The organism is Actinomadura barringtoniae (assembly GCF_017573505.1).
In the GTDB taxonomy this organism is placed as follows: Bacteria; Actinomycetota; Actinomycetes; order Streptosporangiales; family Streptosporangiaceae; genus Spirillospora; species Spirillospora barringtoniae.
Genome location: NZ_JAGEOJ010000019.1, coordinates 198,495 through 216,999 on the forward strand (window position 1 = coordinate 198,495; position 18,505 = coordinate 216,999).

Below are 18,505 nucleotides of genomic sequence, written 5' to 3' on the forward strand. Positions count from 1 at the left end.
TCCGACCGGCCCTGTCCGATCAGCCCTGTCCGACCGGCCTCTACACCGGATCCACCTCTTCGCTCGGGTGCGCGGCCTGGTAGGCGGCGGCCTGCAGGGTGTAGAGCTCGGCGTAGAGGCCGCCGAGCGCCATCAGGGCGGCGTGGTCGCCCTCCTCGATCACCACGCCCTTGTCGAGAACGTAGATGCGGTCGGCCTGCCGCACGCTGGCGAGCCGGTGCGTGATCAGCAGGACCGTACGGCCGTCGGAGTGCGTGCGGATGCGGTCGAACAGGTGGTGCTCGGCGCGGGCGTCCAGCGCGGCGGTCGGCTCGTCGCAGATCAGCAGGGGAGCGTCGCGGTAGAAGCCGCGCGCGACCGCCAGCCGCTGCCACTGGCCGCCCGACAGCTCCGCGCCGCCGTCGAACCGGCGGTCCAGCAGCGTGTCGTAGCCCTTGGCCAAGCCGTCCACGACCTCGTCGGCGCCCGAGGCGCGCGCGGCCGCCAGCACCAGCGCGTCGCCGTCCATGCGGCCCATCGTGATGTTCTGGCGGGCGGTCATCGGCCAGTGCGTGTACTCCTGCGCGATGACCGCGATGTGCTCCCACAGATGCTGCGGGGGAACGTCGTGCAGCGAGACGTCGTCCCAGCGCACGTCGCCGCCGTCGGGGTCGTACAGGCCCGCCATCACCTTGGCCAGCGTCGTCTTGCCCGAGCCGTTCTCGCCGACCAGCGCGACCACCTCGCCGCGCCGCAGTTCCAGCGAGATCCCGTTGAGTGAGGCGCGCTGAGCGCCCGGATAGGTGAACGTGACGTCCTCCACCACGATCCGCTCGAAGTCGGCCGGCAGCGTGCCGGACGGCCCGCCCTCCGGCACGCGCGTCTCGGCTTCGTTGCAGAACGTCAGGTAGTCGCCGAAGTACAGGCCCTCCTCGTAGCAGCGGTTCACCGCGAAGACCAGGTTGGACAGCGAGCTCTGCCCGGCGCGGATCGCCAGCACGGCCGTGCCCGCGACCGCGAGCGGGACCAGGCCCTTCCACAGCATCAGCCCGAGCGCGAGGTAGACGGCGCCGGTCGCCAGGCCCTGCATGATGTCGCCGAAGATCTTGACGACGGTCTGGCGTCGCGCGAGCTTCAGCTTGGCCCCGCGCTCGTACGCCGCGAACCGGTCGTACTCCTCCAGCAGGAACTCGCGCATGGTGAACGAGCGCACCTCGGCCGCGTGCCGCCGGTCGGCCATCAGGTCCGACAGGATCCACTTGCGGCGCGCGACCCCGACCAGCGTCAGCTCGGTGAGGTACTCCATGCGCGCCGAACGCACCGACGCCCAGCCGCGCGGCACCGCGGTGAGCAGGAGCAGCGGCAGCAGCAGTGGATGCAGCACGCCCAGCGTCAGCGCGGCGGCGATCACGCCGACCGCGCCGGTGAGGACGTCGACCGCCGTCTGAACGACCCGGGGCGCCGACGCCATGCCCCGCGACTGCGCCCGCTGCAGATCATCGAGGAAGTCCGAGTCGTCCAGCGCCGCCAGATGAACCGCGGTGGTCAGCTCGTACAGGCGCAGCTCGACCAGCCGCTCGACCTGCGGCTCCAGCCGCGACTGCGCCCAGCCCGCGATCGCCTGCAGGCCCGCCCGCAGCGCCGCCGCCCCCGCCACCACGACCAGTGACGGCAGCGCGGCCCGCACCCGGTCGGGGGTCGGGCCGGCCGCGAACAGCGCGGTCAGCACGCCGGTCGTGGCCAGCAGCCCGAACGCGGTGAAGAACCCCGCCGCCAGGTTGAGGGAGATCGTCACCGCCGTGTCCAGGCGGCTCGCCCGCCAGGCCAGCCTGGCCGACTGGGCGATCACCGCGGGCAACCGGGTCGCCATCGTGCGCATGCTGGTCTCGACCAGCTCGCCGGTGTGCCGCGTCCAGCGGTGTTCCGACAGGTCAGGCATGGCCTCGGAGATCTCCCGCGGCTCTGGGGAACGGGCCCTGTCCTTCTTGTTGTCCTTCTTAGGGAGGAGGAAACGGACCGAGAATCTTCGCCGAGAAGCCATCCACAGCCCTTCGCCGCACGTATCACCAGAAGCCGGCACCGTCCGAGGGGGGATGACCCGCCACGCCCCCCGGCCGACTTCGTCGGACTCAGTGTGACCCGTACGAGTGACAGTCTTTACCTCAGAAGTCACATAGCGTGGTTATTTGTAGCTGTGGACAATCATGCGCTGGATGGACGCACAGACCGCCAGGGTTGTCTAGGGTCGATGACGTTGACCGAGAACCCGGCCCGGGGGCTGGAGACGAGAGGACGGTAACCGCGTGGCGCGCAGCAGGCACGGCTCTGCCTCGGCGGAGTATCCCTACGGCCACGAACAGGATCCCTACGGGGATCCGCACGCGGGTGATCAGCTCGCCGGCTACGGGCACGACGATTACGACGAGCCGCCCCGCCTGCGGCGCCGCCGCAGGCGCTGGCCGATGATCCTCGGGATCGTCGTCGTGGTGCTGCTGGTGATCACCGTCGGCGGCTACTTCTACCTGGACTCCCGCCTGAAGCGCGAGGCGGTGCTCAAGGACTACTCCGGGCGGCCCAGTGACACCCCGGGCACCAACTGGCTGGTGGTCGGTTCCGACAGCCGCGCGGGACTGACCAAGTCCGACCAGAAGAAGCTCGCCACCGGCTATGCCGCCGGGAAGCGGACCGACTCGATGATGCTGCTGCACTACGGCGACGGCGGCACGTCGCTGATCAGCCTCCCGCGCGACTCCTACGTGCCGATCCCCGGCCACGGCACCCACAAGCTGAACTCCGCCTTCAACTACGGCCCGAGCACGCTGGTGCAGACCGTGGAACAGGCCACCGGCGTGCGGATCGACCACTACGCCGAGATCGGCTTCGGCGGGTTCGTCGGCGTGGTGGACGCGATCGGTGGGGTCAAGATCTGCGTCAAGTCCAAGATGAAGGACCACAAGGCCGGTCTCGACCTCCAGCCGGGCTGCCAGAACCTCAGCGGCAGCCAGGCGCTCGGCTACGTCCGTACCCGCGCCACCGCCCGCGCCGACCTCGACCGCATCGAGCACCAGAGGCAGTTCTTCAGCGCGCTCATGAAGAAGTCCACGAGCCCGGGCGTCATGCTCAACCCGTTCCGCAGCATCCCGCTGGCGATGAACGCCACCAGCAACTTCCTCGTCGACGACAACGACCACCTGTACGACCTGGTCCGCATGATGTGGGCCATGAAGGGCGTCTCGGGCGGCGACGGCGTGACCGGTTCGGTCCCCGTCGGCGGCTTCGGCAACAGGCCCGGGGACGGTTCGGTCGTGCTGTGGGACAAGGCCAAGGCGAGCAAGCTGTTCGACGCGCTCAAGAACGATCAGCCCGTGCCCAAGGACGCCGTCACCAACTAGCTCCCGCGGCGCGGCCCCGCTTGGATGCCCCGGCTCTGCCATCTGGCTAGAGTCGGGGCATGTCCGATGTCACGCCCGACTCCTCCGCCTCCGGCTCCGCCGCGTCCGACTCCGGGGTCGACGCCGAGCTGGAGAAGCTGTCGTCCAAGGAACTCCACGACAGGGCCGTCAAACTGGCAAGGGATCGTCACGATCTCGGCTTCACGTGGGAGCTGCTGCGTTCGATCCCGGCCGCGGCCGCCTCGATCGGCGACACCGACCGCGCCGACTTCGACATGCTGCACGGCCTGTCCCTGTGGGAGGAGTTCACCCACGCCGGGGAGGGCGAACTCGCCGACGCCCTCCGGCCCGTCTATCTCGACTACCTGAGCAAGCACAACGGCTGATAGTTGCGCGACGGGCACTAATGAAACTTGCGCGAGTACCGCGACCGAACGTCCGGTAATCGCACAAATCCCCCTCGTGGCCGCCAAAGGTTGCGGCGGCTGACGTTCTCTTTGCCGTGCCTTGGCCGGGTCTCATCCACTGCCGGGAATCACTCTCGGTAAGTATGTGACTGCGAGAGGTGGGCAGACGTGAACAAGAAGCATCTGAAGCTGGCGGCGATCGCTTTCGTCGCTTGGTACGTCATCAGCAGACCCGAGGGGGCGGCCAATCTGGTGAACAGTGCGCTCGGCGGTCTCGGCAACGCCGCCGAGTCGTTGTCCCAGTTCGTGAGCGCCATCCCCTGATCCGGGAGCTCCGCTCGGCCCCGTACCCGGTGTGGTGCGGGGCTCTTTCGCGCGTGGCCATCCCGCGCTAGCGCCGCGGTCACAGTAAAATCGCGCTTTGCGAGCAGGAGCAGCTGGGCACAATTGAATCGGGTCAGTGTGTCGCTGCGAAACAACCAGGGACGGCGTACGGATGAAGAAGAACCTCCGCTATGTGGCCATCGCCTTCGTCATCTTCTACTTGCTGAGCAAACCCACCGAGGCCGCCGGCGTGGTCAACAACGCTTTCGACCAGCTCGGCAAGGCCGGTAACCAGGTCGCCGCCTTCCTCGGCGGACTGAACGCCCTTGGCAACTGATCCGAGCGGGCGCCGGTCTTCTAAGATCGGCTCATGTCCGTCTATGAGGTAGAGATCGCCGGTCTGCAGGGTGGCTCCGCGGATCTGGCGCAGTATCGGGGCAAGGCCGTGCTCATCGTCAACGTCGCCTCCAAGTGCGGCCTGACCCCGCAGTACGCCGGGCTTGAGAAGCTTCAGGAGCGGTTCGCCGGGAGCGGGTTCACCGTCCTCGGCGTTCCCTGCAACCAGTTCATGGGGCAGGAGCCCGGCTCGGCCGAGGAGATCGCGCAGTTCTGCTCGGCCACCTACGGCGTCACGTTCCCGATGACCGAGAAGGTCGAGGTCAACGGGGCGGGCCGGCACCCGCTCTACGACGAGTTGGTCGGCACCGCCGACGCCGAGGGGCACACCGGTGACATCCGCTGGAACTTCGAGAAGTTCCTGATCGCTCCGGACGGCAGCGTCGCCGCCCGCTTCGCGCCGCAGGCCGAACCCGAGTCCACCGAGGTCGTCGGCGCCATCGAGAAGAACCTGCCGTAACACCCGGCTCCCTGGTTGCACGCTATTCGACGTCACGTCTACGTTGTGGCGTCAGACACGGTGCTGTCGGAACACGGCGGTGGAGGTGGCCCATGGGCTGGACTGCGGACGACATCCCGGACCTGAGCGGGCGGCGGGCGATCGTGACCGGCGCCAACAGCGGCCTGGGCTACCACACCGCCCTGCAGCTCGCCCGGCACGGCGCGACCGTGGTGATGGCCTGCCGCAGCGCCGAACGCGGCCAGGAGGCCTACGACCGCGTGATGGCCGCCGTGCCGAAGGGCGACGTCACGCTCGCACCGCTCGACCTGGCGGACCTGTCCTCCGTGCGCGCGTTCGCCGCACGGCAGGACGGGCCGCTGGACGTCCTGGTCAACAACGCGGGCGTGATGGCCATCCCGCGCCGCAGCACCGCCGACGGCTTCGAGATGCAGTTCGGCACCAACCACCTCGGCCACTTCGCGCTCACCGGCCTGCTCCTGCCCGCACTGCTCGCCGCCGGCGCGCCGCGCGTGGTGACCGTCGCGAGCGCCGTCGGCTACCTCGGCCGCCTGCGCTTCGACGACCTTCAGGGCGAACGGCGCTACAACAAGTGGAGCGCGTACGCCCAGTCCAAGTTCGCCAACCTGGTCTTCGCCAAGGAACTCGACCGACGCGTCGAAGCCCTGACCAGCATGGCCTCCCATCCCGGCTACGCGGCCACCAACCTCCAGACGGCCGGCCCGAAGATGTCGGGCCGGAAGCTGGAGGAGAAGGGCGCGGAGGTCGTGAGCGCCGTGATCGGCCAGTCGGCCGCCTCCGGCGCGCTTCCCTCGCTGTACGCGGCGACGGCTCCAGTCGTGCGGGGCGGCGCGGTCTACGGCCCGCGCATCGCCCAGTACCGGGGCGCGCCCGCCCGCGTCTTCGCCCCTCCCGCGGCCGGCAAGCCCGAGCTCGGACGCCGCCTCTGGAAGGTCTCCGAGGACCTCACCGGCGTCACGTACGACCTCCCCGCCAACTAGCCGATCACAACCCGCCTGCCAAGGCCGAGCCGCCGAAAGGCTGCGCATCCGGGAGGCTGCGCATCCGGGAGGCTGCGCATCCGGGAGGCTGCGCATCCGGGAGGCTGCGCATCCGGGAGGCTGCGCGTTCGGGAGGCTGCGCGTCCGGGAGGCTGCGTGGTTAGGGGCCGCGCGGTCGGGGGGCCGCGCGGGCGGTCGGGCGTTCGGGAGGCCGCGCGGGCGGTCGGGAGGCTGCGCGTTCGGGAGGCTGCGCGTTCGGAAGGCTGCGTGGTTGGGGGCTGCGCGTTCGGGGGGCCGCGTGGTTGGGAGGCCGGGCGTTCGGGGGGCCGCGTGGTTGGGCGGTCGGGAGGCCGGGAGGCTGGGCGGTCGGGAGGCCGGGCGGTCGGGAGGCCGGCGGTCGGGATTTAGTCTGCGCGGTCGGGTGGCGCGACTGCGCGCAGGCCCTCGACCAGGAGATCGACGGCGAAGCGGAACGAGGCGGCGTCGTCGTCCGGCCCCTGCCGAAGGGCCAGCGCGGCGGCCATGCTGGGGAAGCGGCTTCTGACCTCGGCGAGAGCCTCGGGCGTGACGTCGGTCAGGGCCTGCTCCTCCACGGTCCGGCCGATCACCAGTTGCAGCACCGTTCCGGCGCCCCTGGAGGCGTCGGCGAGGTCGAGCCCGGCGGCCTCGTGCAGGACCTCGACGATCCGTTCGGCGACCGCACCCAGCGCGACCGCGCGGTGCAGGCCCGCGCCCAGGGCCACGGCGCCGCCGTCTCGGTGGGCGAGCAGGGCCTCGTGCAGCAGGCCGGCGGTCCGGCGCAGCCAGTCGGGCCATGCGGCGGGGTCGGACGGGCCCGCGAGCTCGGGGACCAGCGGGGCCACGATGACGTCGGTCATGTGGTCGAGCAGCGCCCGCTTGCTCGGCACGTGCCAGTACAGCGCCGGGGCCTGGACGCCCAGCTCGCCCGCCAGCCTGCGCAGCGACAGCTTCTCCAGGCCGTTCTCGTCCAGCAGCCGCAGGGCCGTCCGGACCACCTGATCGCGTTCGATTCCCATTCCGGTTGACAGCTTAACGCGTTAAGGGGAGGCTGTGGCTCGGGCGGCTACTTAACAAGTTAAGGAGAGTCGTGGACACCGACGTGATCATCTCCGGGGCGGGGCCGGTGGGGCTGATGCTGGCCACCGAGCTGGCGCTGCACGGCGTGGGCGTGATCGTGCTGGAGCGGTCGACCGAGCCGTCACCGATGCTGAAGGCCTTCGGGCTGCACCCGCGCTGCGCCGAGACGATGGAGCTGCGCGGCCTGGTCGCCCCGATGGAGGCGATGCGGGAACGGATGGGGCCCGGCGGCGGGATGCCGGGCATGACCGAGGCGATGGTGCGGCCGGCGATGCCGCGCGCCCACTTCGCGGGCATCCGCAAGATCCGGCTGGACGTCCTGGACACCACCCGGCCCGGGCTGCTGGGCATCTCCCAGGGCGGCGTGGAGACGGTCCTGGCCGAACGGGCCGCGGAACTCGGCGTCGAGGTGCGCAAGGGCACGGCCCTGACCGGACTGACGCAGGACGCGGACGGGGTGACCGTCCGGTCCGAGCAGGGCGATGAGCTGCGGGCCCGTTACCTCGTCGGGTGCGACGGCGGCCGTAGCACCGTGCGCAAGCTGGCCGGGTTCGCCTTCCCCGGCTGGAACCCGACCATCACCGGCCGGCTCGCCGGGGTCACGGTCCCCGACCTGATCGCCGAGCCCGGGATGGGATGGCACCGGCTGCCGGGCGGCATCCTGCAGATCCTGCCGGGCCGGGTGATCGCCGTGGAGTTCGACGGCGCCCCCGAGGCGGGCGGTGCGTCGGGACCGAACGGCGCGCCGGGCGCGGGCGGCGCGTCGGGCCTCGACGGCGCGCCCGAGCCGGACGCCGCGTCGGGATCGGACGCTGCGTCCGAGCCGGAGGCTGTGCCGGGATCGGACGGCGCGCCGGAGTCGGGCGGCGTGTCGGGATCGGACGGTGCGTCCGAGGAGGGCAGGGCCGGGCTGGCCGCCGCGTTCAGCCGGGTCGCCGGGCGGCCGATCGAGGTGCCGGGGGAGATCGCCTGGAGCACGCGGTTCACCGACAACACGCGCCTGGCCGACACCTACCGGCGCGGCCGGGTGCTCCTCGCCGGCGACGCCGCCCACGTGCACTCGCCGTTCGGCGGCCAGGGCCTCAACCTCGGGCTGCAGGACGCGGTCAACCTCGGCTGGAAGCTGGCCGCCGCGGTGGCCGGGTGGGCGCCGGAGGACCTGCTCGACAGCTACGGCCGGGAACGGCGGCCGATCGCCGCCCGGGTGCTCCACAACACCCGGGCCCAGGTCGCGCTGATGAACCCCGACCCCCGGATGGACCCGCTGTACGAGCTGTTCGGCGAGCTGCTCGACCTCCCCGAGGCCAACCGGCACATCGCCGGGATGCTGAGCGGCCTGGAGGTCGAGTACGACCTCGATGACGCCGATCCCATGGTCGGCGCCTTCGTTCCCGACCTGCACGCCGAGGGCCGGTCGGTGCGGGAGCTCTGCGAGCCCGGCCTGCCGGTGCTTCTGGACGGCGGTTCGGAGACGGTCCGGTCGGTGGCCGCGGGCTGGCTGGACCGGGTGACGGTCGTGCCGTACGCCGGGCAGGCCGTGCTGATCCGGCCGGACGGCTACGTGGCGTGGGCGGGCGCCGACGCCGACGGGCTGGCGGACGCGCTGGGCCGCTGGTTCGGGCGTCCCGGCGAGCCGGTCAGTCCAGGCCGTGAAGCGCCTGGGCTACCGCGGCCGCGATGACCTCGTCCGCGTTCGCCGGGCGCTGCGCGAACAGCTTGGCGGCGGCGTCGACGATGCCCTGAATCAGGTGAGCGCGCAGCTCCGGCTCCGGAACGTCCGCGCCCTCGAGCGCGGCGACCAGCGGGCTCAGGAGCTGCGCGTGCCCGTCGCGGATGCGTTCGCGCGCCGGTTCGGCCAGTGCGTGCTCGACGAGCGCGACGGCCGCGGCGTGGCGGCCGTCGGTCATGACCTCGAGCTGCGTACGGATGTACGCCTCGACCTTGCCGGTGACGTCGGGCGCCGCCGCGAGGGCCTTCTCGACCAGCGAGGCCCAGCGTGGCAGCTCCTCCTCGACGATCGCGGCGACCAGGTCGTCCTTGGAACGGAAGTACTCGTACAGGCTGGGCCGTGACAGGCCCACCTTGCGGGCGAGCGCGGCGAGGGAGAGCGCCTCGATGCCCTCCTCGGCCACCAGGGCGCGCGCCGCGTCGAGCAGAGTGCGGAGCTGACGGGCGCGGTGCTCGGCGACCGTGGGTTCGCTGATTCTCGGCACCCGGCCATTCTACGTTTTCCGACGTCACGTCGGTAACTTGGCATTCCGACGCACCGTAGGTATGTTTGCCTACATGCCGTCGGAAAGGGGCAGGGTCGTGTGGTTCGCCGTGTGGTTTCTCGCATGGAGGGAAATGCGCCATGATCGGGTCCGCTTCGGGCTGACCGCCGCGCTCGTCGGGCTGGTCGCGTTCCTGGTCTTCATGCTCACCGGCCTGGCGACGGGCCTCGGCCAGGCCGGCGTGTCGGGGCTCGGGAAGCTCCCCGCCGACACGATCGTCTTCTCCTCGGGCGCGGACAAGGTCCTGTCCCGCAGCGCCCTGCCAGCCTCCACCGAGGCGAAGCTCCGTGCCGACCCTGCCGTGCGCGACGTACGCCCGATCGGCCAGTCGATGGTCCAGACGCAAGGAACCTCGCTCGCCCTCATCGGCCTGGACCCCGTCCCGCCCGGCACGATCGTCCTCGACCGTTCGGTCCACAACGTGAAGCCGGGCGACGTCCTCACCATCGACCACACACACCTCAAGGTCAGCCTCGCCGACCTCGGATCCATCCAGCACACACCAGTCGGCCGCGTCTCACTGAGCACCTGGCAACACCTAGAAGGCCGCAACGCCAGCGCGTACCTCCTCCACGGCAAGCCCAGGCCGATCCCCGGCGCCGAGATGGCCACCAAGTCGGCCGCGATCGACGCCGTACCCGGCTACAAGGCCGAGACCGGCACGGTCACCCTCATCCGCGGCTTCCTCCTGGCGGTGACGGCGCTGCTCATCGGAACGGTCTTCTGGATCTTCACCCTGCAGAAGGAACCGAGCCTCGCCGTCCTGCGCGCCACGGGGGCGCGCGCACGCCTGCTGGTCGGCTCGTACCTCGTCCAGGTGATCCTCACGACCGTCACCGGTGTGGCGCTCGGCTTCGCGGTGGTCCAAGGCATCGGTGCGACCATGCCCGCGGGAACGTTCTCCCTCACCGCGACCTCCGCCGCAGCGGCCGCAGCCATCCTCTCCGCCCTGGCGATAGCCGCCTCCGCCGCATCCCTGCGCCGCCTGCTGACAATCGACCCGCTGCTCTCACTAGGGAGGAACGCATGAGGACCTCCGTGCAAACAGAGCCCCTCACCCTCCGCCGCGTCCACCACGCCTACAACAACGTCGAAGTCCTGCACGGCATAGACCTCACCCTGAACAACAACGAGCTGGTGGCGCTTCTAGGCCCCAGCGGTTCAGGCAAGACAACGCTCCTGGCGATAGCAGGCGGCCTCCTACGCCCCACCTCCGGCGAAGTCTCGATCCTCGGCGCCCCACCGGCCCGCGACATCGCCCGCAAGGTCGCCTACATCCTCCAAGCGGGCTCCCTCATCCCGTACCTCACGGTCGCCGAGAACCTCCACGCCCGCCGCATCGTCGCCGGTCTCAAACCCGACCGCGCCCGCGCCGCCGAACTCCTCGAAGCGGTCGACCTCGCTCCCAAGGCCGACCGCCATCCCGACAAGCTTTCCGGCGGCGAACGCCAGCGCGCCTGCGTAGCCCAGGCCCTCTACACAGGCGCGCCCGTTCTCCTGGCCGACGAACCCACCGCCAGCCTCGACCGCTCCCGAGGCCGCGCCGTCATGACCCTCCTGGCCGCCCACGCCCACGACACCGGCGCAGCCGTCCTGGTAGCCACCCACGACGAACGCTCCCTGGATCTGGCCGACCAAACCCTCTCCATGGAGGACGGTGTCCTCCATGGCTGAGTTCTCCAGGGTTGAGCCCTAAGGCGCCTGGGGGCCCTCGTCGGGGTTCCAGTCGAGGGTGGCGGGGATGGAGCCTTCGAGGGTGAGGAGCCAGCGCTTCATCTCGACGCCGTTGCCGCCGCTGTAGCCGCCGAGGCCGTTGGAGGCGACGACGCGGTGGCAGGGGACGATGATGGGGATGGGGTTGCTGCCCATGACCTGGCCGATGGCCTGGGCGTGGACGCCGGTGCCGCTCAGCTCGCCGAGGTCGCCGTAGGTGACGACCTTGCCGTACGGGATCTGCTCGTACAGCGTGGTGAGGACCTGGCGCTGCACGTCGGTGGTCAGCCGCCAGTCGATCGGCGCCTCGAAGGTGAGGGTCTCGCCCTTGAAGTAGGCGTTGATCTTCTCCACGACGGTCGCGGTGCGCTCGGGGTCCTCGACGACCGGGAGGCCGATCCGCTTGGTGGCGCGGGCGCGGGCGCCGGGGGTGTCCTTGAAGCCCACCCAGGCGACGCCGGTCTCGGTCGCCGCGACCAGGAGTCGCCCGATCGGCGTGTCCACCGCGTTGAGAGTGACTGTCTCGTTCATCGGTCTGCCCCCTTCTGGCCGGTTGTCTCTATGTAACACCGCATGTAACACCGCGCGGCTCGAATGCGTTGCACGGTCTATGCGCTCGTGAGGATGTTGTGGAGGCGGGCCGCTTCGCGTACGAGGCGGGACGATCCGCCGCGCGTGGCGAGGCCGGCGAGGCCTTTGATCTCGGGGCGGGTGCCGGTGTTCTGGGCGGACTCGGCGGCTAGCGCCAGGAGTTCGGCGAGGCCGGTGGGGGAGCGTTCGCCGGGGGCGGGCAGCAAGGTGGGGAGCGCGGCTGCGGTGACGGCCAGGACGTCGGCGTACGCTCCGGCGCGGGCCGTCTCGGTGAGCGCGGAGGAGACGCGGTTGAGCTTGGCCTGGCCGGAGTCGACCAGTGTCGCGATCGCCGTGCCCAGGTCGGTGGCGGGCAGCTGGCGGCGGGCGCAGAGGGTGATGACGGCGTCGGTGGCTCCGGCTCGTTCCTCCGTACGTTTGGCGGTGAGGCCGAGCGCGAGCGCGGTTGCCATCGCCTGGCCTGCGGGACCTTCGCCTTCCGCCAGGGCGAGGAGGACGGCGCCCTGGCCGTCGCGGGACTCCGTACGGTCGGCGAGGGGGAGCAGGAGGTGCGCGGCGATCACCTCGCGGTGGGACGGCAGGAGCGACGGCCACCAGGAGAAGGCGTAGGAGATGTGGAAGCCCTCCGGGTCGAGCACCTTCCAGAGGCCTTCGGCGGGGTAGCGGAGCAGGGGCGTAGCCAGGCCGCCCTCGTCTGGCGCGACGATGACGGGCAGTACGCGGTCGACGTAGCTGCGCTCCCAGGCCGAGTAGTTCCAGGTCTTGCGCGGGATGCTGTGGAACGAGCAGGTCACGTCGGGGTCGGGCAGGCCGCCGCCGGTGAGCCAGGCCGTCGCCAGGGCGCCTGCGGGTGACTGGAGGCGGCGGGCCCGGCGGATGATGTCGGCGCCCGGTTCGCGGGGGAGCCGCATGAGGGCCTGATCCAGGTCGCTCTGGGCGGGTGAGATGCCTGCTGCTTCGAGGCGTTCGAGGCGCTCCAGGAGGACGGCGGGATCGATGTGGCCGGTGGAGAGCGTCGGGGTGGAGAGCAGGGCAGGGGTGCGGCCCACGGCTGCGCAGATCTCACGCATGCGCGTCCACAGCACGACGTCGGGGGCCGGGCCTGCTTGATCGGGTGACAGGGGTTCGTGCTCGAACGGCGGCGGACCGGCGGTCGGCTGCACCAGTGGCCGGAGCGCGGCCATCAGCCAGGAGGTGGGATCCTGGTCCAGCGGATCGTGGTCGTGCAGCAGCCAGGGGGCGGCGTGCGGCGCGATCCGTCGCATGGCCTCGCTGGTCGCCTGCGGGTCGCGGTGGGCGAACTCGACGATTCCGGCCAGCACGCGTTCGCCGTCCGCCCAGCCGATCTCTCCGCGCAGCCGCGCCGCGACCTCCTCGGTGAGCTCGGGCAGGGATGAGATGGGCGGGAGGTCGCGTGGGGCCGGGGCCGGGGGCGGCGGGAGGCCTGGGCCCGGCGTCGTCGACACCGGAGCGGAGATCTCGCCGAAGGCGGCGGCTAGGCGTTCGCGCGCCTCGGCGGGAAGGCCGGCGGCCGCGTTCCGGACGATCTCGCGAGCCGAGGCGGTCGCCTGGGGAGCCAGCTTCGCGACGATGCGCGCGGCCCGTTCCTGCAGGTCGAGCGAGTCCTGCTCGAACGCGATGGTGAGTGCGGTGAGCGAGGCGTCGACGCGGGCGGCGGCTGTGCGGTCGATCCAGGTGAGCGTCGCGCGGACCAGCTTCTTCTCCGGGCGGAAGAGCAGCGCCTCGGCGGCCTCGCGGAACGTCACCTCCTCCAGCGCGCCCGCCTCGTCGATGCGGCGCAGCTCAGCGAGCGCGAGCTCGGCCACGCGGCCGGGGGCGACGGGCAGCAGCCGCAGGTAGTCGCGCGCCCGGTCGATGGCCTCCGGAACCGATGGCGTGAGCGCATCGTGCAGGTACACGTACCAGCGCAGGTCCTGGATGGTCCCGCCCCGCAGGAACCGCCGTACGCAGCCGTCGAGCAGCATCGTCCGGTCGATGCGATGAACGGCGACCAGGTGGAGCAGCATCTCGATCCACGGGTCGTCGCGTTCGGTGCCCGGGTCCAGGACGAGGCCGGCGCCCTGCACCTCGAACAGGCGCGGCAGCAGCGAGTCGAGGTAGGGCTCCTCGTTCAGGTCCGGGTAGGGCGTGGTCCACCGCACCCAGCCGACGAAGTAGGCCTCGTCCTCCGGAAGACCCTCGCCGGCGTCGTGCGCGAGCAGGTCGGCGACGTACCAGCGTCCTGCGTCGCGCCACGGGTCGGCGGCTCGCAGCCGTGCGGCGACGCGGCGGGCCACGTCCGCGCGCCAGGCCGGCGGCCGATGCTGAACGGCCGTCACGACCAGTCGCGCGTGCCCCTTGTCGCTGCCGAACCCCAGATCCCTCCGGCACAGCCACGACGCCACGGCCGTCGCACCGGGGATGCAGCCCGCGCCCACGACGCGGAAGGCCGCGGCGCACCCCCGGCCGGTGTCGCCCCAGAACCCGCCATTGGAGGCCGACAGGAGTTCCTTGAGGTAGCCGGGCAGCTCCTTGGCGACCGTGTGGCGTGTGGCCTCGTCGAGCTCGCCTACCAGGGCGGCGAGCTGGTGCGCCCGGCCCCGCTTGATCTCGGCGCGGATGTCGTCCCAGGTGGTCAACGCGTGTCCTCCGCGGTCAGGGTGCGGTGCAGCCGCACCGCTTCTCGTACGAGGCGGGACGATCCGCCGCGCGCGGCGACGTCGGCCAGGCCCTTCACTTCGGTCCGCGCGCCCGTCGCCTCGGCGGCTTCGGCGGCGAGCGCGATGAGGTCGGGGAGGGCGTTCGGGGCCTTCTCGCCGGGCTCGGGGATGAGGACGGGCAGAGCGTCGGCGATGACGGCGATGACGTCGGCGTAGGCGCCCGCTCGGGCCGCTTCGGTGAGCGACTCGGTGACCCGGTTGAGCTTGAGCTCGCCGATCTGGACGAGGGTGACGATCGCCTGGGCCAGGTCGAGAACGTTGAGCATGCCGCGGGCGCTGAGGGTCAGCAGGGCCTCCACGGCGTCCGCGCGTTCCTTGCGGTGCTTGGCGCTCAGCCCGTACGCCAGGAGGGTCACCATGGTGGAGCCGATGGGCCCGTCGGCGTGCGTCAGGCCGAGCAGCACGGTGCCCAGGTTGCTGCGCTCCTCGTTGCGTGAGGGCGCCAGGACGAGGGCGTGCGCGGCGATGACCTCACGGTGCGACGGCAGCAGGATCGGCCACCAGGTGGCGTGCGGGGGATGGAAGTAGGGGCCGACCGTGAGGAACGACCATTCGCCCTTCGGCGGGAGCTCGCACAGGCTGGCGGCGATGGTGCTCGTGGTGTCCGGCTGCGTGATGGTGGGCAGAACGCGGGGGACCTTGCCGCCGTAGGCCCATGGGATCTGGTACGCGGCGCTGACGATCTCCGGGTCGCGCAGGCCTCCCGTCGTCAGCCACTCCACGATCAGCTGCCCGGCGAGCGAGCTGAGGCGGCGGGCCCTGGTGAGGACGTCGGATTCGATCTCGCGCGGCAGGCGGAGCAGGGCCTGGTCGAGGTCGAGCGGGCCCGGCTCCTGACCGGCGGCCTCCAGGCGTTCCATGCGGTCGAGGAGCGCCTCGGCCGACACGTGGCCGGTGACGTCGGTCGGCGTGGACAGCAGTACCGGTGAACGGCCGACGGCCGCGCCGATCTCCTCCATGCGCGCCTGAAGAACGCTCAGCGGCTCGTTCGGCGGTGGCGGGGTCGGGGACCAGCGCTGGGCGTGTTTCTGGGTCGGCGGCACCAGGGACTGGATCGCGTGCCCCAGCCACGTCGCGGAGTTGCCGTTGCCGACCGAGTCGGAGTGGTAGTCCAGCCAGGGCGCGGCTTCGAGGACGGCCGCGCGGAGCGCCTCGCGCGTCTCGTCCGGCCGGCTGTAGGCGAACTCCACCAGACCGGCGAGCACCCGTTCGGCGAGCACGCCCTCGGTCTCGTGGTCGCGGAGGACGCGGACGCTCGCCTCGACCAGCTCGGCGATGGACGCGATCGGCGGCGGCAGCTCGGCGCGCACGGGAACGGGAACGGCCAGGGACGGCGCCGGTACTTCGGCCGTCGGCACAGACGTGACCGCGCCGAACGCGGCGGCGATGCGTTCCCTGGACTCGTGGGGGAGCGACGTGGCCGCCTCGCGGACCGTCTCGCGGGTCTGCTCGGTGGCCAGGGACGCGTGCTTGACCGCGACCTTGGCGGCGCGCTCCTGGATCTCCAGCGACTCGTGCCCGAACGCGATGCTGACCGCGGCGAGGGTGGCGTCGACGCGGTCGTGTTTGCGGGCGGTGTCGTGTTTGCGGGCGGTGTCGTGTTTGCGGGCGGCGCGGTCGAGCCAGGTCAGCGCCGTGCGCACCAGCTTGCGCTCGGGCCTGAACGCGAGCGCGTCGGCGGCCTCGGCGAAGAGGCCGGCGGGCAGGCGCCCGGCGTCGTCGAGACGCCGCACCTCGGCGAGCGCGTGCTCGACGATGGCGGGCGGGGCCGTGGGCAGGATGCGCACGTGATCGCGCAGGTAGGCCTCGGACTCCTCCAGCGTCGGCTGGAACGCGTCGTACAGCAGCACGAACCACTGCAGGTCGTTCGCCTCGCCGCCGCGCAGGAGGCGGCTGACGCAGCCGTCCATCATGGCCTTGCGTTCGAGCCGTCCCGCCTTGGTCAGCTCGATGATCGGGCCCGCGTAGCCGGCGCCCGGCCACCACCGCTCCCGGTTGCCGAGGACGCCGCCGATACCGTCCACCTCGAAGAACCGGGGGATCAGGGCCTCGGCGAAGGCATCGGAGGCCAGCTTGACCGGGTCGCCGCCCCACAGCACCCAGCCGCGCACGAACGCGTCGTCGAGCGGCGGCCCTGCCTGCGCGCCGCGGACGAGCTCGGCCGCCAGTTCCCACACCTGCGTGTCGCGCCACGACCCGGCGTTCGGGCGCAGCCGCGCGCTGAGCCGGTGCGCGACGTCGGCCCGCCACTCCGCCGGGCGGTCGGCGAGGATCGCGGCGAGCTGCCGGATGATCGTGTCGCGGTCGCGGCTGATCCAGGTGCGCAGCTCGCGGCGCGTCATCCAGCCCGCCACGGCCGCGGCGCCGCTCATCGTCGCCATCCCGGCGGCCAGCAGCGGCAGGGTCTGGTGGTCGGCGAGGAACCCCCACTCGGTCGCGGCGCGCGCGTCGCGCAGGTAGCCGGGCAGCGCCTTGGCGATGACGCGGCGGCCGGACTCGGGGAGCGCGCGGGCGAGGTCGGCGACCTTGGCCACCTCGCCGGTCGCCACCCAGCCGTCGAGGACGTCGTCGGCGTTCACCGGGCCACCTCCGCGACGCCGGCGCGGACCATGCGGGCCGCCAGCACGTGCTTGCACGGGCCACGCGAGCCGTTGTGATCGGACCACCAGGGGCAGGTGCACGAGGCGCGGTCGCCGTCGAAGCGGACCTGGCGAGGCCTGCCGTCGACCGTCACGATGGCGAGGTCGCTTGTGGTGGGGTCGCTTGTGGTGGGGGCGACTGTGGTGGAGTCGCCTGCGGTGAGGTCGCCTGTAGCGCGGTCGCCTGTAGCGGGGGCGCTTGTAGCGGGGTCTCGTGTGGTGAAGGCGACCGCGCCGTCGTCGACCAGCGCGCGGGCGGAACGCAGCCGCGGGTTCATCGCGGCGACGCGGTCGGGGTCGTAGGGCAGCTCCCGGTGGAAGTGCGCGGCCTCGGCGGTGTCGTAGCCGACACGGCCGGACGTGCCGAGCTGGGTGAGGGCGGCTCGTACGCGCGCGATGTCCAGGCCCGCGCGCTCGGCCAGCAGGTCGGGCTCGACGCGCGGCTCGAACGCCAGCAGGGCGCCGATCAGGTCGGCATCGCCGGCTGCCTCGTCGGTGATGAGCGCGTCCAGCACGGCGCCCTCGCCGGAGAACCCGCGGCGGACCTCGGGGGACAGGGTCAGCACGTAGCGCATGCCGGGCAGCTCCAGCTCCCACGCGCTCGCCACCGGGTTGTCGCCCGCTGAGACCGCCGGGCCGTATGCGCGCAGGGAACGGGCGAAGCGCAGCAGCGGGATCATGGTCCGCAGCCGGTCGGGACCCGGCAGGCACACCGCGCCGGGGGAGGGCCGGGAGGCCAAACGCAGCGTACGCCCGGCCGGGGTCGCCCAGAGCACCTCGCGCGTCCCCCGCGGTAGACCGCGCAGGAACCGCACGGCGTCCGGCCCGGTCAGCTCGGCGCGCAGGTCGAACGCGGCGGCGATGACCTGGACCTCGGCGAAGCCGCGCAGCCAGCGGTCGGGCAGCGGCACCTTCTTCTCCACGACCGCGCCGTCCAGCGTCGTGACGGCCATCTCGTCCGCGCCGACCGCCAGGTGCAGCGGGTCGGAACCGCCGACGCGGGCGAGCGCCTCGCGCAGCGGCCCGTTGACGTCGACGTTGGTGGTGCCGAGCTCGACCACGTCGCCGTCCAGCGCGCCCTCCAGCACGTCCAGGCGCGCGTAGACGCCGCAGCAGGCCGAGAACGACTCCATCCGCAGCCGGTCGCCGTTGCAGGTCACGACGGGATCGCGCATGGCGGTCGGTTGCGGTTGGTGGTAGCGGGTCTGCGCGACGTCGGCGAGGCCGGTCAGCGCGGCTGCGGCCGGGGCCGCCTGGGTCAGCAGGCCGCTGAAGAAGTGCGGGTGCGTGGCCGCGCCGGTGGTCGTGGTCCCGCCCGATGTCGAGAGGCCGAGGGCGTCCTCGGTGAGCGTGGAGGGGCGCGCGTAGGCGTATGCCTGTGCCGTTGCCATGGCCGGGAACGTAACGGGCGCCGCCGACATTTCGCGGCCGTTTCGGATCTTTCCCCGGGCGGCTTGAGAAGGCCCTGGTCGGGTTGGCAATATTGATTCCAATCAACATTGAAGGGGTCGT

Annotated in this window: 16 protein-coding genes; 9 read left to right on the forward strand and 7 right to left on the reverse strand. The window is 71.8% G+C overall.

Annotated features, from left to right (window positions below; genetic code table 11):
- Positions 1 to 40: 40 nt before the first annotated feature.
- Positions 41 to 2,020 (reverse strand): ABC transporter ATP-binding protein, encoded by a 1,980-nt coding sequence (locus J4573_RS39560; RefSeq protein WP_208261262.1) that lies wholly within the window; start codon positions 2,018 to 2,020, stop codon positions 41 to 43.
- A 262-nt stretch (positions 2,021 to 2,282) separates the two neighbouring features.
- On the opposite strand from J4573_RS39560, the gene J4573_RS39565 reads away from it, so the two are divergent.
- The 6 genes from J4573_RS39565 to J4573_RS39590 all read left to right on the forward strand — a co-directional run bounded on the left by J4573_RS39565 (position 2,283) and on the right by J4573_RS39590 (position 5,959).
- Positions 2,283 to 3,371: an LCP family protein gene (locus J4573_RS39565; RefSeq protein WP_307797271.1), complete on the forward strand. Its 1,089-nt coding sequence runs from the start codon at positions 2,283 to 2,285 to the stop codon at positions 3,369 to 3,371.
- A gap of 59 nt (positions 3,372 to 3,430) precedes the next feature.
- Positions 3,431 to 3,757, forward strand: a complete 327-nt coding sequence (locus tag J4573_RS39570) for a hypothetical protein (protein ID WP_243774293.1) — start codon at positions 3,431 to 3,433, stop codon at positions 3,755 to 3,757.
- A gap of 189 nt (positions 3,758 to 3,946) precedes the next feature.
- Positions 3,947 to 4,102, forward strand: a complete 156-nt coding sequence (locus tag J4573_RS39575) for a hypothetical protein (protein WP_208261263.1) — start codon at positions 3,947 to 3,949, stop codon at positions 4,100 to 4,102.
- A gap of 172 nt (positions 4,103 to 4,274) precedes the next feature.
- Positions 4,275 to 4,439: a hypothetical protein gene (locus J4573_RS39580; RefSeq protein WP_208261264.1), complete on the forward strand. Its 165-nt coding sequence runs from the start codon at positions 4,275 to 4,277 to the stop codon at positions 4,437 to 4,439.
- A gap of 33 nt (positions 4,440 to 4,472) precedes the next feature.
- Positions 4,473 to 4,958 (forward strand): glutathione peroxidase, encoded by a 486-nt coding sequence (locus J4573_RS39585; protein WP_208261265.1) that lies wholly within the window; start codon positions 4,473 to 4,475, stop codon positions 4,956 to 4,958.
- A 92-nt stretch (positions 4,959 to 5,050) separates the two neighbouring features.
- A complete protein-coding gene (locus J4573_RS39590; RefSeq protein WP_208261266.1) occupies positions 5,051 to 5,959 on the forward strand; it encodes an oxidoreductase in 909 nt (302 codons plus the stop codon).
- A 404-nt stretch (positions 5,960 to 6,363) separates the two neighbouring features.
- Here J4573_RS39590 and J4573_RS39595 read toward each other — a convergent pair whose 3' ends face one another.
- Complete coding sequence (locus tag J4573_RS39595) at positions 6,364 to 6,996, reverse strand: TetR family transcriptional regulator (protein WP_208261267.1); 633 nt, start codon at positions 6,994 to 6,996, stop codon at positions 6,364 to 6,366.
- 71 nt (positions 6,997 to 7,067) lie between these two features.
- On the opposite strand from J4573_RS39595, the gene J4573_RS55630 reads away from it, so the two are divergent.
- A complete protein-coding gene (locus J4573_RS55630; RefSeq protein WP_208261268.1) occupies positions 7,068 to 8,738 on the forward strand; it encodes an FAD-dependent monooxygenase in 1,671 nt (556 codons plus the stop codon).
- On the opposite strand, the gene J4573_RS39605 is transcribed toward J4573_RS55630, so the two are convergent.
- The gene (locus J4573_RS39605; RefSeq protein ID WP_208261269.1) at positions 8,695 to 9,270 is read right to left on the reverse strand and encodes a TetR/AcrR family transcriptional regulator; all 576 of its coding nucleotides are present in this window, start codon (positions 9,268 to 9,270) and stop codon (positions 8,695 to 8,697) included. The two genes, J4573_RS55630 and J4573_RS39605, sit on opposite strands and share 44 nt — an antisense overlap.
- A gap of 133 nt (positions 9,271 to 9,403) precedes the next feature.
- Between J4573_RS39605 and J4573_RS39610 the strand changes: the two genes are divergently transcribed.
- Together J4573_RS39610 and J4573_RS39615 are read left to right on the forward strand one after the other, a co-directional pair.
- On the forward strand, positions 9,404 to 10,360 hold the full coding sequence (locus J4573_RS39610; protein ID WP_208261270.1) for an ABC transporter permease family protein: 957 nt from the start codon (positions 9,404 to 9,406) through the stop codon (positions 10,358 to 10,360).
- Positions 10,357 to 11,004, forward strand: a complete 648-nt coding sequence (locus J4573_RS39615; RefSeq protein ID WP_208261271.1) for an ABC transporter ATP-binding protein — start codon at positions 10,357 to 10,359, stop codon at positions 11,002 to 11,004. Before J4573_RS39610 ends, J4573_RS39615 begins: the two co-directional genes overlap by 4 nt.
- Positions 11,005 to 11,022: 18 nt before the next feature.
- On the opposite strand, the gene J4573_RS39620 is transcribed toward J4573_RS39615, so the two are convergent.
- The 4 genes from J4573_RS39620 to J4573_RS39635 form a co-directional block, all read right to left on the reverse strand.
- Positions 11,023 to 11,574 carry a methylated-DNA--[protein]-cysteine S-methyltransferase gene (locus J4573_RS39620; protein ID WP_208261272.1) on the reverse strand — a complete coding sequence of 184 codons (552 nt, stop codon included), beginning with the start codon at positions 11,572 to 11,574 and terminating at the stop codon, positions 11,023 to 11,025.
- Between the two features lie 77 nt (positions 11,575 to 11,651).
- On the reverse strand, positions 11,652 to 14,273 hold the full coding sequence (locus tag J4573_RS39625; RefSeq protein WP_208261273.1) for a DUF7824 domain-containing protein: 2,622 nt from the start codon (positions 14,271 to 14,273) through the stop codon (positions 11,652 to 11,654).
- Positions 14,270 to 16,933 (reverse strand): DUF7824 domain-containing protein, encoded by a 2,664-nt coding sequence (locus J4573_RS39630; protein ID WP_208261274.1) that lies wholly within the window; start codon positions 16,931 to 16,933, stop codon positions 14,270 to 14,272. The genes J4573_RS39625 and J4573_RS39630 overlap by 4 nt, the downstream gene beginning before the upstream one ends.
- Positions 16,930 to 18,384, reverse strand: a complete 1,455-nt coding sequence (locus tag J4573_RS39635) for an SWIM zinc finger family protein (RefSeq protein WP_208261275.1) — start codon at positions 18,382 to 18,384, stop codon at positions 16,930 to 16,932. The genes J4573_RS39630 and J4573_RS39635 overlap by 4 nt, the downstream gene beginning before the upstream one ends.
- Positions 18,385 to 18,505: the final 121 nt, after the last annotated feature.